A 15311-nucleotide genomic window follows, 5' to 3' on the forward strand; every position below is an offset into this window, starting at 1 on the left:
GAAAGGCATTACTGTGAAGACCTCGCGTCTTGTGCTTGCCCCCGCAGTAGCCGTTGCATTGACAGGTCTTGCTGGCGCCCCGGCGTTCGCAGCGACAACCTCCGCTACGGTCCCGGCAGGCCCGCTCTGCGCCCATGACGGCGCAGCGCAATCGAACGACCCCGAAACCGATTCCACGGTTCCCGATGCCTCGGATCCGCAGGCGACTCTGGAGAATGGCCAGGTCACGCGCGCCGACATCGCGAACAAGAAGGAAGGGATCGGCTTCTCCGGTACCGGTTTCAGTCCGGACGAGAAGGCCACCGTGACGGTCATCGGCACCGACGGTAAGAAGTACCAGCCGAAGGACAAGCTCACGGTCGACGAGAAGGGCGAGGTGTCCGGCACCTACTACTTCTCCGCCAGCGACGGCGCCCAAGTGCCTCTGGGCAAGTACTCGCTCTACCTCACCGACCTCAAGTCCGAGAACGACTCGTCCAAGGTCTCCTTCGAGGTCGTATCCAAGGACTCCGAAGTCGAAGACCCGAACAACGGGGAGAACTGCGAGTCGGCCACGGCTCCTGCCACAGAGTCCGCGCCTGCGACCGAGTCCGAAGAACCCACTGAGTCGCAGGCGCCGAGCGAATCCGCAACGGACGATCCCAGCGAGAAGGCCACTGAGTCCGAGCAGCCGACTCCCGAGTCGAGCTCGCCGACCCCCTCGGAGTCCGAGACGCCCAGTGACGAAGCTGAGGGCTCTGAGGACGACGCCGACTCCAAGGACAAGAAGGGCAGGTCCGGCGCGCCGAAGGACGAGGCCGACGATAAGGCTGATGCCAAGGACGACGCCGACGCCGATTCCAAGGATGACGCTGACGCCAAGGGCGATGACCAGCCCAAGGACGACGAGGCCGAGGCTGACGCCAAGGCCAAGGGCAGCGATTCCAAGGACGGCGAGAAGAAGGACGACGCCGAAGCCGATTCCAAGGATGAGGCTGACGCCAAGGCCGATGACGGGGACGACGGCACTAAGGGCGAGGACGACGGCTCCACGCCCAACGATGACGCCGACTCGGAAGCGGAAGAGGCTAGCGAGCCCGAGGCAGCTCCCAAGACCACGGGCTCGGCCAGCCCCGGCACCGAATCCGATGAGGACAAGAAGGCCGCTGCGACCGCACAGGCCTCGCTGTCCATCGAGCCGACCGAGATCAGCTCCGAGGACTTCCTCAACAAGGGCATCAAGCTCGGCGTCAGCGGCGCTCAGCCCGGCGAGAAGGTCACCATCACGGTCGAGCATGCCCAGGGCAAGGTCGACCGGTACACGATGACCAAGGAAGCCGATTCCGACGGCAAGGTCACCTTCGGTGTCCAGGCCAAGGTCAAGTCCGTGCTCGGCACCTACAACGTGCGCGCCCAGGCCGAGAGCTTCGATGAGCCCCAGGGCGGAAGCTTCACGGTGCTCACCAACGGCACCGACGTCGACGAAGGCGGCGACGGAAACGGCGGCGGCCAGAGCGATTCGGGCAGTGACCTGCCGCGCACCGGTGCCGAGATGACCGGGCTGGCGCTCGGCGTCGGTCTGCTCGCTGTCGGTGCGGCAGCCGTCATCATCACCCGTCGGCGGATGAACGCCGCCGACGATCCCGCGGAGTTCTAAACCGCATTGAACGAGGAATTGTCCCTCGCGGGGCTGCAGCTCGACGGACGCGAGATCGACCTAGGACGTCTGCGAGCAGGGACAATGCTCGGACTGATGGGCAGCCCGGACAGCACCACCTCGGTGGTGCTGTCCGCGGCCGCCCTGCCCCACGTCGCACCACCACCACGCTTCCCGACCGGACGCCGGTCGGGTCGCTTGCGTGTGCGCAGCTGGATGAAGAGCTATCTTCGCGACGCCGATGCCGGATCTGGGGAGGCGGCATCGGCAGCGGATCCATCAGCTGCACTGACGGCATTCGGGCTGCGCCCCGATGTTCTGCGCCGTCGCCTCGAGGATCTCGATGCGACCGATCGTGCCCGCCTCGCTCTGGCCGCGGTCTGGGCGAGCGGCGCGAGGTGGCTGACCCTCATCGACCCTTTCGGCATGGTCCCCGGCCATCTGCGCACCGGGCTGCGGAGTCGCTTCGCCGAACTCGTCGCCGGGGAGGGCCGCGGAGTCGTGTTCAGCTCGAATTCGCTGACCGACCACGCCATCGCCGAGGCGGGGGTGGCGAACATCGAGAAGGACCAGCTCGTCGCGCTCGGTTCCCTGGAGCAGATCGTCACCGAACCGCGCGGTTCGCTGCCGGCCGAGCTCAGCGGGGTCAACGTCTATTCCGGGCTGGCCCGGAAGGGCTGGCTGTCCATCGGCCATTCGGCCGTGCGCGCCCGCACCGAACTCGACGGGAAGGTGTTCGTGACTCTGGGGTGGCGCGCCGCCCTCCTGTCACTGGACGAACACGACCCGGCGTTCACCTCGGCGACGGTGTTCGAAGCCATCGTCACCGGACTCCGTGATCGCGGTTCCTGCCTGCAGGCGAAGCTCTCACCGGTCGACACTGAGATGGGCCTCGCCCTCGACGTCGACCTCGCCGACCTCGCCGGCGTGCCGCGAAGCCGGACGCCGGCCATCGGATTCGGGGTTCTGCATCCGGGGCTCGGCGCGACGATCACCGAACTGCGCACCAACGTCAAGGTCGGCACGCATGTCTTCGTCGAGGTCGACACCTCCGCCCTGCACGCCTACCCGGTCGAGTGACGCGCGGCAGATAGACTGAGGACTGCCCAGTCCCCCCTTCAGTCCCCAACCGAATCAGGAGCGCCATGCGAACCTCGCGCAGACTTCTGATCTCAGCACTGACGGTCATCGTCCTCACGGTTGCAGCGGTCCCCCTCCTCAACCTCACCGTCTACACGCCCGCCCGGGCCGCCGAGGCCTATATCTCGGCGGTCGAACACGGCGATGCGCAGGGTGCCTTCTCCTACCTGTCCGCCCCGACACCGTCGTCGACCTTGGCGCTCAGCGACGACGTCCTCTCGGCGGCTCCCGATCTGCCGCGCGATCCCGAAGCCGAGACCCTCTCCGTCGACGGCGACCATGCGAAGGTCCGACTCAGCTTCAGCCTCTCCTCGCAGGAGCAGACCGTCGATCTCGATATGGTCCGCCTGCCCGCCAGCGCGGGACTCTTCAACCGATGGGCCATCGAGCAGGAAAACTGGCCGACGCTGACCCTCGACGTCTCCGGATCGTCGACGGCGACGGTCAACGGCTACGGAGTCAGCACCGGAAGTGTGCCGGTGCTGTTCCCGGCGAGCTACCTCGTCGGGTTCGATGCGACGTATCTGAAGTCCAGATCCCAACGCACCGAGGTGACCGCCCCCGGCGACTCCCCCACCGTGAAGCTCTCGCCACAGCCGACGGCCAAGCTCGAGCAGACCGTGGAAGAGCAGGTCACCGACCATCTGCAGGACTGCATGAAGTCGAAGACCCTCATGCCGGCCGGCTGCGTCTTCGGCTACGACACGGACAACGAGATCATCGGTGATGTCTCGTGGTCGCTCGAGCGCAGTCCGCAGATCGGACTGACCTCGTCCGGCAATGATCTCGAGCTCACCCCTTCGACGGTCGAGGTGCGGGTCAAGGGACGCTACCGAGACATCGTCACCGCTGCCGAACACGACTTCGACGAGAAGCTCTCCTTCGTCCTGGGCGGCTCAGTGGTCGTCAGGTCCTCACAGGTGAGATTCGAGCCGCGTCGCCTCGGCGATGTCACCATCGCCTGAGGGCGCTCCCCAGGGATTCGCCCTGCCACAGCGATTGTTGGGTCGATCCACGGCGATTTCGGTGCCCTGAACGCCGTGGATCGACCCCACGATCTCCGTGCAGGGGCGTTTCAGCGATGACCGTCCGCCTGATCGGCTGCGGCCCTCACTCCGGTGGCCGAGCGCTCAGGCGCCGCGGAGGTCGAGGGTGAGTTCGTTCGGCGCCGAGTCCGCGAGCTCGACGGGGATTCCCCAGTCCTGCTGGTAGAGGTGGCAGGCCGCGTGCAGCGGAATCTCTCCCCCGGGCTCGCCATCGCAGGCGGCGGCCCGGGCAGTCACGTGCAGCACTCCCTCGGTGAACTCGGGATCGATGACGATATCGCGGCTGAGCCCTTCGGCTCCTCCGGCACCGGAGACGATGAGTTCCGGCGGAGTCGCAGACACCTGCAGGAACGTGGGATCGCCCCAGCGGTCGTCGAGCTTCTGACCGGCCGGGACGGTGAAGCTCACGGTCAGCGACACCGGGCCGGAGGCGATCTCGGTCGACGGGCGCTTCGTCGTCAGCGCGCCCTCGTCGACCTTCTGAGCGTCCTTGGGCAGCTTCACCCGAGTGAGTGCGTGCGCCGCGGATTCGACGACGATGAGTTCGGCCTCATCGGAGGTGCCCGCATTGTCGATGAGGACGATGTCCGAGGGTTCGCGCAGTCCGCGCGCCAGAGTCGTGACTTCCTCGGTCTTCGGGTCGAAGCGGCGGATCGCACCGTTGTAGGTGTCGGCGATCGCGACCGACCCGTCGGGCAGACTGCGCACGCCCAGCGGGTGCTGCAGGCGCGCCTCGGCGGCCGGTCCGTCACGGAAGCCGAAGTCGAAGAGACCGACGCCCACCAGTGAGGACACCTCACCGGTTGCCGGGTCGAGACGGCGGATCGCCGAGGTCTCGGAGTCGGCGACGTACACCTCGCCCTCGGGACCGAGGTCGAGGCCGGAGGACTGGGCGAACCATGCGGACTCCCCGTCGCCGTCGACCAGACCTTCGTTCATCGTGCCGGAGAGGATGCGGATCGTGCCGGCCTTCGGGTCGAAAGACCAGAGGGTGTGGTTGCCGGCCATCGCCACGACCACCTCGGCGGTGGAGGGGACGAAGAGGACATCCCATGGCGATGACAGCTTCACATCAAGGGCGGGTCCGTCGTATCGTCCCAGCCCACCGGGCTTGCCGCGGACATTGTCGATGGCGCCGACCATGTGCTGCTCACCGGTGCCGGCGATAGTCGTGACCGTCTCGTCCGTCAGGTCGATTCCGCGCAGGGTGTGATTGACGGTGTCGGCGACGACGAGCTCGTAGCCGACTTCGGCCGCCAGGTCGGCAGGCAGCACGGTGATGCCGCCGGGTTCGCTGAAGCTCGCCGAGGCGAAATCGCCGTCGACGCCGCCGCGTTCACCGGTGCCGATGCGGCGGATGATCGTGGCCGCATCGTCGTCGTATTCGACGAGGCTGTGGTGCCCGGAATCAGCGACGAGGAGGTGGCCCGAGGGCAGGCGAGTGGCCTTGCCCGGGTAGAACAGATCCGTCTCCGGGGCCGGTGGCGGAACGTAGGGACCGTCACCCGAATGGAGGGTGCCCTTCGCCGAGTGCTCGTCGATGAGGCCCTCGATGATCTCGGTGAGACCGGCGGCATGGCCCTCACCGGACATGGTCGCCACGAGGTAGCCCTCGGGGTCGATGACGGCCAAGGTCGGCCAGGCGCGGGCGGTGTACGCCTGCCAGGTGACGAGGTCGGGATCGTCGAGGACGAGGTGTTCGACCTGGTAGCGCTCCACGGCCCGATCGACGGCTTCGACGGTGCGTTCGAACTCGAACTTCGGCGAGTGCACGCCGATGATGACGAGCTCCCCCGCGTACTTCTCCTCCAACGGGCGCAGTTCGTCGAGGACGTGGAGGCAGTTGATGCAGCAGAACGTCCAGAAGTCGAGGAGGACGACCTTTCCGCGCAGATCGGCCAGGGTCAGATCCTTGCCGCCGGAGTTCATCCACCGGCGACCGACGAGTTCGGGCGCACGGACCTTGACGTCCCGTGCCGAGGAGGTGGCTGCCGCGGAGATATCTGGACTGCTGTTCATGGTTCTATGATCGCAGATCCTCCACCGAGGCGGCCTTCCCAACGTCATCAAGTGACGGTTCTCTCCCCCGCCCGGGAATGCGGCGGATGCCGAGTCGGCCCGTGCGGGTGTGGAGGACCGGTCAGGAGTAGTCGCGGGCGCGGACGAGCGGTCAGGAGTAGTCGCGGGCGCCGAAGATGCTCGATCCGACGCGGACGATCGTCGCTCCTTCGGCGATGGCGAGTTCGAAGTCGCCGCTCATGCCCATCGACAGCTCGTCCGCCTCGGCGGGCATGACCCCTGATCCGCGCAGCGTCTCGCTGAGCTCGCGCAGGTCGGAGTAGCTGGGGCGGATCTCTTCGGGGCTGCTGCCGGGCAGTCCGATCGTCATGAGTCCGCGCAGCCGCATCCGGCCGAGTGCCCGGGTCGCGGTGATGAGCTCCTCGGCGTCTTCGGGTGCGACACCGAACTTCGAGTCCTCGCGGGAGGTGTTGACCTGGATGAAGTAGTCGACGGTCTCATCGAGGACGTCGAGGCGATTGTTGATCTTCTCGGCCAGCGGGAGGTTGTCGACGGACTGGATGCACTGAGCATGCCGCAGGGTGTGATTGACCTTGTTGCGCTGCAGCGGTCCGATGAGGTGGGTCTCGGGATCGAGGTCGGCGAGCGCCTCGGCCTTGCCGGTGATCTCCTGCACCTTGTTCTCGCCGATGAGCGTGAACCCGTGTCCGAGGGCGACGCGGATCTTCTCCGCCGGCTGCGTCTTCGTCGCCAGCAGCACGCGCACATCGTCCCCGCTGCGACCGCTCGCCTCGGCGGCGGCCCGGGCCCGATCAGCGACCTCGTCGAGGTTGCCGGTGATGGCGGCGATGTCGTCGGCGGACAGCGGAGAGACAGAATCAGGCGTACTCATGACTCCAGTCTTGCATGAGCCGCACGAAGTTTCAGGTCGCCGAGGATGCCCGGACGGCCGAGTCCCGCACCAGGTGTCGCGACGGGAACGGGCCCGCATCCGGGCCGGTCCACCTAGCCGGTCCACCGGGCCGGTCCACCGGGCCGGTCCACCGGGCCGGTCCACCGGGCCGGTAAACGAGTTGCGGACGATCCGTGTCGAATTCACTGTGGTTCTTCGACACGGATCGTCCGCAACTCGGTGCCGCCTCGGCACCGTTGCAGTGCCTACTTCGGCAGGCCCTCGGCGTTCGGGTCGATGTTCCTGATCAGGGCGGACGTGTCGAGTCCGCCGAGGTCGTCGTCGATGAGCTTCTGCAGCTGTGCGTGGACGAGTGCGGCGGCCGGGAGGTCGACGCCCTGGGTCTCGGCGCCGGCGAGGGCCAGGCCGACGTCCTTGTGCATGAGCGCGGTGGCGAAGCCGGGCTGGAATTCGTTGTTCGCCGCGGCCGTCGTCGTCACCCCCGGCACCGGGTACCACGTACGCAGCGGCCAGGAGTCACCGGAGGACACCTTCGCAATATCGTGGAAGACCTTCGGATCGAGGCCGAAGCGATCGGCGAGCACGGCGCCTTCGACGACACCCTGGAGGCTGATCGAGAGCATCATGTTGTTCACGATCTTCGCGGCCTGACCTGCGGCGTCACCGCCGGCGTGGAAGATGTTGCCGGCCATCGCCTCGATGACGGGACGGGCCTCTGCGACGTCGGCGTCGGCACCGCCGAGCATGAACGTCAGGGTGCCGGCTTCGGCACCGGTGACTCCGCCGGAGACGGGTCCGTCGATGAGGCGGAAGCCTGCCTTCTTCGCCTCGGCGTGGAGGAGACGAGCCGAATCGAAGTCGATCGTCGAGGAATCGACGAGGAGGGTCCTCTGGTCCGCGTTGGCCAGGACGCCGTCGGGCTCGAGGTAGGCGGTGCGGGCGTGCTCACCCTTGGGCAGCATCGTGAAGACGATATCGGCACCGGCGACCGCCTCGGCGATGGAGTTCACGGGGTTCACCCCGTTCTTCGCGGCTGCGTCCACGGCTTCGGGGACGAGATCGAAACCATTGACGGTGTGACCGGCCTTGACCAGGTTCGCAGTCATCGGGCGGCCCATATTTCCCAGGCCAACCCATCCAATCGTCGACATAATATGCCTCCTCGCATCATGTTCAGCAACTCTTAGGTGTTCCCTCTCACAGTACGCCAGTCGGTGGACGGAAGCCCGGCGGGCCGCCTCACCTATTCCGCACCGGTTGTGTGCGCGGACGCAGATAGAATGGGGCCACTATGGCTTCCTATGCACCTGGCAGTTCGAGTCTGCAGATCGCCCCCGAGGATCTGCTGACTCTGCTCGCCGTCGCCCGGCTGGGGAAGTTCACGGCCGCCGCGCACAGCCTCGGGCTCAACCACACGACCGTGTCCAGGCGCATCGCCGCGCTCGAGAAGGCGTATGGCGATCGCGTGCTCGTCGCTTCCCCCGACGGGTGGGAGCTCAGCGCCGCCGGGCGCCAGCTGCTGCCGATCGCCGAGGACATCGAGGCCGCGCTGGGCCGCATCGATGCGCATTCGAACTCGGCTCTGTCCGGGACGATCCGGCTGGCCTGTCCGCAGGCCTTCGCCCTTGAGTATGCCGTTCCGGCGCTCACCACGCTGCAGGCGCAGCATCCGGGACTGCAGATCGAACTGATCACCGCCACACAGCGGGCCAGGCAGTACCGGTCGGGTGTCGATATCGAGATCGTCGTCGGTCGTCCTGATGCCCCACGGTCGATTGCCAAGCACATCCGCGACTACCGGCTCCAGCTCTATGCCTCGCAGGACTACATCTCCTCGCATCCGATGCCGCAGACGCTGGATGGTCTGGCCGACCACCGGATGGTCTACTACATCGAGAATTCGCTGCGGGTCGATGATCTCGACGAGGCGGCCGATGCCCTTCCCCGGGGGACAGGCTTCTTCCGGTCCACCTCGGTGCATGCGCATGTGCTCGCGACCTCGCACGGGGCCGGGATCGGCATCCTGCCGGACTTCCTCGCCCATGGCAATTCGCGCCTCGTGCAGGTGCTGCCGGAGCTGTTCTCCAAGCGGGTGTCCTATTGGGCTTCGGTCCGCCACGAGTCCCTGCGCAACGCCGGAGTCCGCAAAGTCCTAGAATCCCTCTAATTGCTACCCGTCGGCGGCCCAGCAACCTGGCGCGAGGTTGCTGGGCCGCCGTCGGGTAGTCCGAGGAGGGGAGGGTGTGCCGGAGCGAGTCAGGCGGCGACCCAACCGCCGTCGATGCTGTGAGCACTGCCGTTGATGACCGCGGCATGCTCCCCCGCCAGGAAGAGCGCAATGGCCGCGACGTCCTCGGGTTCGGCGAGCTTGGGCACCGCGGAATGGCCGAGGAAGACCTGTTCGAGGACCTCGTCCTCGCTGATGCCGTGCGTCTTCGCCTGGTCGGCGATCTGTCCCTTGACCAGGGGCGTGAGCACATAGCCGGGGTTGATCGCATTGCACGTCACTCCGTGCGGTCCGGCCTCGAGCGCGGTCGTCTTCGTCAGCCCCATGAGTCCGTGCTTGGCCGCGACATAGGCGGACTTGTTCGCCGAGGCGCGCAGCCCGTGGACGGACGAGAGGTTGATGATGCGTCCCCAGCCGCGTTCGCACATCTTCGGCAGCACTGCCTTCGTGAGCACGAACGGTGCTTCGAGCATGAGCGTGTTGATCAGCCGCCAGTCCTCGAGCGGGAATTCCGTGATCGGGTGGATCCGCTGGATGCCGGCGTTGTTGACGAGGATGTCGACGTCGAGGTCGGTGCCGTCCAGCGCCGAGGTGTCCGCCAGGTTGACTGCCCACGCTTCGCCGCCGATGTCGTCGGCGACAGCCTGGGCCGCGTCAGCGTCGACGTCGGCGACGATGACGGAGGCGCCAGCCTGCGCGAAGGACTGAACGATCGCCTTGCCGAGCCCGGATGCTCCGCCGGTGACGAGGGCGCGTTTGCTGGTGAGGTCTCCCATGAGATGCCCCTTTCGTGGTTCGGGTCTGTGGTCCGTGTCCATCTTCCGCCGTGGGGAGGGTGAAGATTCATCGAGGTGCGCCGAGCGGCAGGCGAAGAGGCGGTGCCGGTCTTCACCGACACCGCCCCCGTCAGACCTCGAGCGACTGACGTCAGCCGGCAGTGGCGACTCCGCGGCGCACCTTGTCTGCATGGTCGAGCGAGCGCAGGTCGATGCCCTTGGTCTCGCGGGTGAACATCAGAGCGATGAACGAGATGATCGCAGCGGCCAGCAGGTAGAGCGCGATCGGGATCGAGGACCCGAAGGCGTCGAGGAGCGCAGTGGCGATGATCGGCGCGAAGGATCCCGCAACGATGGCTGTGACCTGGTAGCCGGTCGACACGCCCGAATTGCGCATGCGAGTCGGGAACATCTCGGACATGATCGCCGGCTGGCCCGCATACATCAGCGCGTGGAAGACCAGTCCGATGAGGAGGGCGAGGAAGATCATGACGGCGCTTCCGGTGTCATACATCGGGAAGGCGAAGAAGCCCCACGTCGCAGTCAGGATGATGCCGGCAGCGTAGGGCAACTTGCGTCCGATCCTGTCGGTGGCGGCACCGACGAGCGGAACGAGGACTGCGTGGATCGCGTGAGCTCCGAGCAGGAGTCCGAGGATCTCGGCCGCTTCGATCTGCACCTGCGTGGCAAGGTAAGTGATCGAGAAGGTCACCACGAGGTAGTAGTGGATGTTCTCGACGAAACGCAGGCCCATCGCGGCGAAGACCTCACGCGGGTAGCGCTTGAACACGGCCTTGACGCCGTAGTCGACGCCTTCCTCGATCTCCTCGGCCTGAACCTCGTCGAAGATCGGCGCATCGGAGACGCGGGTGCGGATGTAGTAGCCGATGAGAACGATGACGGCCGAGAGCCAGAACGAGACACGCCAACCCCACGACAGGAAGTGCTCTTCGGTCAGCGTTGCGGTGAGAACGAACAGAACCGCGGTGGCAAGCAGGTTGCCCAAGGGAACTCCGGACTGCGGGAATGACGACCAGAATCCGCGTTCCTTGTTCGGAGCGTGCTCGGCCACGAGGAGGACCGCTCCGCCCCATTCGCCGCCGACGGCGAAGCCCTGGACCACCCGCAGCAGCACGAGCAGGATCGGGGCGAGATAGCCGATCTGGTCGAATGTCGGCAGGCAGCCCATGAGGAAGGTGGCCGCACCGACGAGGATGATCGACAGCTGCAGCAGCTTCTTGCGTCCGTACTTGTCGCCGAAGTGGCCGAAGACGATGCCGCCGATGGGACGGGCGATGAAGCCGACCGCATAGGTGGCGAAGCCGGCCAGGATCGGCGTCAGCGGATTGTCGGAAGGCGGGAACAGGATGTGATTGAACACCAGCGTGGCGGCCGAACCGTAGAGGAAGAACTCGTACCATTCGACAACCGTTCCGGCCATCGAGGCAGCGACGACCTTGCGCAGCTGGGCGCGGATCGACTTCCTCTCAGCATTGTTCTGAGAACTCATGGGACTCCTTCGTTTCCACAATCCGCGTCACCGTTGAATGCGCGAATCGACTTGCTCTGGCGCCGATCGGCTGACAGCCCGGGGCACTCAGACCGCATCGGCGCGGCCGGCGACCCCCTACTTCAGCCCAGTGTTTCGGGCGCTTGGACATTTCTCATCCAAGGACCAGTGTGCGCCACGTTACAGAGTTTTTGGCACCGACCTAGCCGTAATCCGAGAATTTCCGGTGCACATTCGTGCACAGCGGATGTGCAACTGATGTGCAGCCGGCAGATGCTGCTGCAGTCCGACCGCAAGGCCCATTGCGGCACGATCGGCTCTGGGTGACAAGCCGCCTCCCGCCCGCGACGAGTCACCGCACCGAGGCGGCCCCGACCGCACCGTGGTCCCCGCGCCGACCGACCAGAGAGGCCCCGAACTCACCGCCGGCGCGGAGGTGCCTTTGCGTCGCGCTCGGCCATCGAGGCGAGCATCGCATTGTAGGCGCGCAGCTCGGCGTCGTCGGTGCGATCTTCGCTGCGGTCGATGCGCTTGGCTTCCCGGTCCGAGGACTTCGCCCACTGGACGCAGACCATGATCGCGATGAACAGGGTCGGGAACTCGCCGATGCCCCACGCGATGGAACCGCCGAGCTGCTGGTCATCGATGGCCGTATAGCCCCAGCCTGCGCCGACGTTGCCGAACCAGTCTCCGGCGATCAGCACGTTCGAGCTCATGATCGAGATGCCGAAGAAGGCGTGGAAGGCCATCGTCACCAGCAGCATCACGAGCCGCATCGGGAAGACGGGGCGCTTGACGCCCGGGTCGATGCCGATGAGCGCCTGAGCGAACAGGTACCCGGCGCCGAGGAAGTGCGCGATCATCAGCTCGTGCCCGAGATGCGTATCGAGCGCGTAGTACATGATTCCCGAATAGTAGAAGACGATCAGCGAACCCGCGAAGTTCACGCTCGCCACGATCGGGTGTGCGAAGAAGCGCAGATACGGGGTGTGGACGAGCCAGAGCACCCATTCGCGCAGGCCGACGGACCCGTCCGTGCGTGCCTTCGTCCCGCGCATGAGCATGGTGATCGGTGCGCCGAGCACGAGCGGCAGGGGTACGACCATGACCAGAAGCATGTGTTCGATCATGTGCGCGGAGAACTGCACCTCGCCGTAGACGCGGGGTCCGCCCGAGGTGACGTAGACGAGGAAGACCATGCCCACCAGCCAGCTGACGAGGCGCAGCACCGGCCACCTGTCGCCGCGGCGGCGGAGGTTGATGAACGCCACGATGTAGGCGATCGAGAAGCCCACAGCGATCGCGATCCACAGCGGATCCATCGACCATTCGCTGAAGTAGCGGGACAGGTCGGGCTTCGGCGGCAGCGGATCGCCGGTGAGGATCTCGGCCGGGGTGGGGTCGCCCACCGGTTCCTGCGGCACCGGCGGCTGCGACCGGGCCAAGGCCACGGCCATGCCCATCGTGATTCCGAAGAGGATGAATTCGACGGTGATGAGACGCCAGAATTCCACCGTCGCCGAGGCGGCAGAGCCCAAACGCGAGATGACGAACTGACGGTGCCAGAAGCCGATCAGACCGAGCAGCACGGTCGCGAATGCCTTTGCGAGGATGACCTGCCCGTAGGGGGTCATCAGGTCGTCGAAACCTTTCACGCGCAGGAGCGAGTTGACGACTCCGGAGAAGACGATGAGACCGAAGGAGATGAGTGCGATCGTCGAATACCGTTCGACTATCGGCTTGAGGTGCTTCGAGGTGGCCAGGCGTGTTCCCAGCAGCGCAATGACGAAGAGCCCACCGAGCCAGAGGACCGCACCGAGGATGTGCAGGCCGAGGCTGTTGACGGCCTGAGTGTGACCGGAGGCCTCTGAGGAGTGGCCCATCAGGGCCAAGGGCAGGATCACGGCGAGACTGAGCACTCCGGCAGCGGCGATGCCGACATGGGAGCGAGTGCCGAAGCACATTGTCGAGGCGACGGCGATGAGGACGACGATGAGCACCCACAGCTGCCCGTAGGCGATCTGAGTGACGAAGACGCCGAGCTGATTCGAGAAATCGAGGTACGCCTGGGCACCGACGGTGTCGACGAATGAGAAGACGAGCACGGCGACCGCGGACAGCGTCCACACGACCGACGAGTATTCGGCGATCCGAACCGCCCCCGTCCACAGGGGATCGAGAGGAAGGTCGTCGTCCGGGCTCTTGTGTCGGCGACCTCGACCGCCGGCTGTGCGCGGGAGGATGAGGACGGCGAACATGAGGGCACCGATGGTCAGCGACATCGCAGTGTTGAAGACGAATTTGGCTGCGGGAAGACCGAAGCGGACGACGGAGCCGGGGTCATTGAGCAGAGTGGGGTTGGCTGCTCCGGTGAAGAAGAGTGCGGCCAGACCGGCGATGAGTCCCAGGAAGACGACGATGGGGACCGTGGCACGTTGCACGAACCGTGTGATCGGCTCGATTCCTGATGAACTCACTGCGCGCGAACCGACCCTTCTGACATGCCTCCAGGATATCGTTCGGCGCCGCCGCACTGCCAACCGGGAGATCCCTTCGTGGTCGAGATCTCGGGGAGCCGCCTCGGCGAGGGTGGGTTCCGTCGTCGGGGACGACGATTCCTCCAGTTCGCCGACGTTCTGAGACAGCAAATGGCCCGGATCAGACGATCCGGGCCATTTGCTGCTGCTGCGTAGATCAGTTCGGGCTGCCAGCGGCGCCCTTCAGCTTCGAACCAGCGGACAGCTTCACGGAGTAGCCGGCCTTGATCTGGATCTCTTCACCGGTCTGCGGGTTGCGACCCTTGCGAGCGGCACGCTCGGTGCGCTCAACGGAGAGCCAGCCGGGGATGGTGAGCTTTTCGCCCTTGGCCACGACATCGGAGAAGACATCGAAGACACCATCGAGCACGTCCGAGACCTGCTTCTGGGTCAGGCCGGACTTCTCGGCAACTTCTGCAACGAGCTCACTGCGGTTCTTAGCCATAAAAGTGTCCTCCTTAGGACAAGTCGGTAGGTCACCGGTCCGTTTTTCCGATGACGAACTTCCTCGAGATTACCAGCTTGACTTGGTAACGCCGGGCAACTCGCCGTTGTGAGCCATTTCGCGGAAACGGACTCGGGAGAGTCCGAACTTCCGGAGGTAGCCACGCGGACGACCGTCGACCTGGTCACGGTTGCGAACGCGAACCGGCGAAGCATCGCGGGGAAGCTTCTGCAGGGCGAGGCGTGCCTCTTCGCGCTGCTCGTCGGTGGAATCGGGGTGGGTCAGCTGACGCTTGAGAGTCGCGCGGCGCTCTGCATAGCGTTCAACGATGACGCGACGCTGCTTGTCTTTTGCGATCTTTGACTTCTTAGCCATGTGCGCTCAGCGCTCCTCTCGGAAATCGACGTGCTTGCGGACTACGGGATCGTACTTCTTGAGCACGATGCGGTCCGGAGTGTTGCGGCGGTTCTTGCGGGTCACGTAGGTGTACCCGGTGCCGGCCGTCGACTTGAGCTTGATGATGGGACGAACATCCTGTGTCTTAGCCATCAGAGCTTCACTCCCTTGGCGATGAGTTCGTTGACCACAGCGTCGATTCCGCGAGCGTCGATGACCTTGATGCCCTTAGCGGACAGGGTCAGCGTGACGTTGCGGCGCAGCGACGGAACGTAGTAGCGCTTTTTCTGAATGTTCGGGTTGAAGCGGCGCTTCGTGCGGCGCTTCGAGTGGGACACGTTGTGTCCGAAACCGGGGACGGCCCCGGTTACCTGGCAGGTTGCTGCCATGTCTCTCCTCCAGTTCACAAGCTACCGACTCTCGAAACAAGCTCCTGCGGGATCGCACGTGAGTGTTCTCCCCGCTCGCTTGCGCCGATGTCGGAAGACATCAACAAATTTTCTCGACTGTCACCGTGAAAATTGTGTACGCCGAAACAGGTCTGCCCGTTCGGGCGAGATGTCTCACCAGCGCTGAAGCCGTAGCCTGTGAGAGATGGCCGAAGCTGGAGTGCAGCGGTGGGTGAGCACCATGCGTGTCCTAGCAGATCGATCGGCGACCTGCCTG

General features: G+C 65.5%; 14 protein-coding genes. 4 read left to right on the plus strand and 10 right to left on the minus strand.

The window, feature by feature from the left end:
* Positions 1-13 precede the first annotated feature (13 nt).
* The 3 genes from CXR29_RS16275 (at position 14) to CXR29_RS16285 (ending at position 3741) form a co-directional block, all read left to right on the plus strand.
* A complete protein-coding gene (locus tag CXR29_RS16275; RefSeq protein ID WP_127365098.1) occupies positions 14-1636 on the plus strand; it encodes an LPXTG cell wall anchor domain-containing protein in 1623 nt (540 codons plus the stop codon).
* 6 nt (positions 1637-1642) lie between these two features.
* A complete protein-coding gene (locus tag CXR29_RS16280) occupies positions 1643-2716 on the plus strand; it encodes an ATP-binding cassette domain-containing protein (RefSeq protein WP_127365099.1) in 1074 nt (357 codons plus the stop codon).
* A gap of 65 nt (positions 2717-2781) precedes the next feature.
* Positions 2782-3741 carry a hypothetical protein gene (locus CXR29_RS16285; RefSeq protein ID WP_127365100.1) on the plus strand — a complete coding sequence of 320 codons (960 nt, stop codon included), beginning with the start codon at positions 2782-2784 and terminating at the stop codon, positions 3739-3741.
* A gap of 165 nt (positions 3742-3906) precedes the next feature.
* Here the strand turns inward: CXR29_RS16285 and CXR29_RS16290 are convergent, their stop codons facing one another.
* The 3 genes from CXR29_RS16290 to mmsB all read right to left on the minus strand — a co-directional run bounded on the left by CXR29_RS16290 (position 3907) and on the right by mmsB (position 7905).
* Entirely contained in the window at positions 3907-5841 is a 1935-nt protein-coding gene (locus CXR29_RS16290) for an NHL domain-containing thioredoxin family protein (RefSeq protein WP_127365101.1), read from the minus strand.
* Between the two features lie 151 nt (positions 5842-5992).
* Positions 5993-6733, minus strand: a complete 741-nt coding sequence (locus tag CXR29_RS16295; protein WP_127365102.1) for a YggS family pyridoxal phosphate-dependent enzyme — start codon at positions 6731-6733, stop codon at positions 5993-5995.
* A gap of 266 nt (positions 6734-6999) precedes the next feature.
* Entirely contained in the window at positions 7000-7905 is a 906-nt protein-coding gene (mmsB, locus tag CXR29_RS16300) for a 3-hydroxyisobutyrate dehydrogenase (protein ID WP_101594076.1), read from the minus strand.
* 140 nt (positions 7906-8045) lie between these two features.
* Here mmsB and CXR29_RS16305 point away from each other — a divergent pair, with 140 nt between their 5' ends.
* Positions 8046-8921, plus strand: coding sequence for a LysR family transcriptional regulator (locus CXR29_RS16305; RefSeq protein ID WP_127365103.1), 876 nt, complete (start codon positions 8046-8048; stop codon positions 8919-8921).
* Between the two features lie 89 nt (positions 8922-9010).
* On the opposite strand, the gene CXR29_RS16310 is transcribed toward CXR29_RS16305, so the two are convergent.
* The 7 genes from CXR29_RS16310 to rpmB all read right to left on the minus strand — a co-directional run bounded on the left by CXR29_RS16310 (position 9011) and on the right by rpmB (position 15034).
* On the minus strand, positions 9011-9757 hold the full coding sequence (locus tag CXR29_RS16310; protein WP_025779158.1) for a 3-hydroxybutyrate dehydrogenase: 747 nt from the start codon (positions 9755-9757) through the stop codon (positions 9011-9013).
* Between the two features lie 151 nt (positions 9758-9908).
* Positions 9909-11267: an MFS transporter gene (locus CXR29_RS16315; RefSeq protein WP_101554411.1), complete on the minus strand. Its 1359-nt coding sequence runs from the start codon at positions 11265-11267 to the stop codon at positions 9909-9911.
* Positions 11268-11686: 419 nt separating this feature from the next.
* Positions 11687-13744, minus strand: coding sequence for a bifunctional copper resistance protein CopD/cytochrome c oxidase assembly protein (locus CXR29_RS16320; RefSeq protein ID WP_127365104.1), 2058 nt, complete (start codon positions 13742-13744; stop codon positions 11687-11689).
* A gap of 217 nt (positions 13745-13961) precedes the next feature.
* A complete protein-coding gene (locus tag CXR29_RS16325) occupies positions 13962-14249 on the minus strand; it encodes an HU family DNA-binding protein (RefSeq protein WP_025779153.1) in 288 nt (95 codons plus the stop codon).
* Positions 14250-14318: 69 nt separating this feature from the next.
* Positions 14319-14624 (minus strand): 30S ribosomal protein S14, encoded by a 306-nt coding sequence (rpsN, locus tag CXR29_RS16330; protein WP_025779151.1) that lies wholly within the window; start codon positions 14622-14624, stop codon positions 14319-14321.
* A 6-nt stretch (positions 14625-14630) separates the two neighbouring features.
* On the minus strand, positions 14631-14798 hold the full coding sequence (rpmG, locus tag CXR29_RS16335) for a 50S ribosomal protein L33 (protein ID WP_025779149.1): 168 nt from the start codon (positions 14796-14798) through the stop codon (positions 14631-14633).
* A complete protein-coding gene (gene rpmB, locus CXR29_RS16340; RefSeq protein WP_025779147.1) occupies positions 14798-15034 on the minus strand; it encodes a 50S ribosomal protein L28 in 237 nt (78 codons plus the stop codon). The genes rpmG and rpmB overlap by 1 nt, the downstream gene beginning before the upstream one ends.
* Positions 15035-15311 lie beyond the last annotated feature (277 nt).

Source organism: Brevibacterium linens, assembly GCF_003999335.1.
GTDB lineage: Bacteria > Actinomycetota > Actinomycetes > Actinomycetales > Brevibacteriaceae > Brevibacterium > Brevibacterium linens.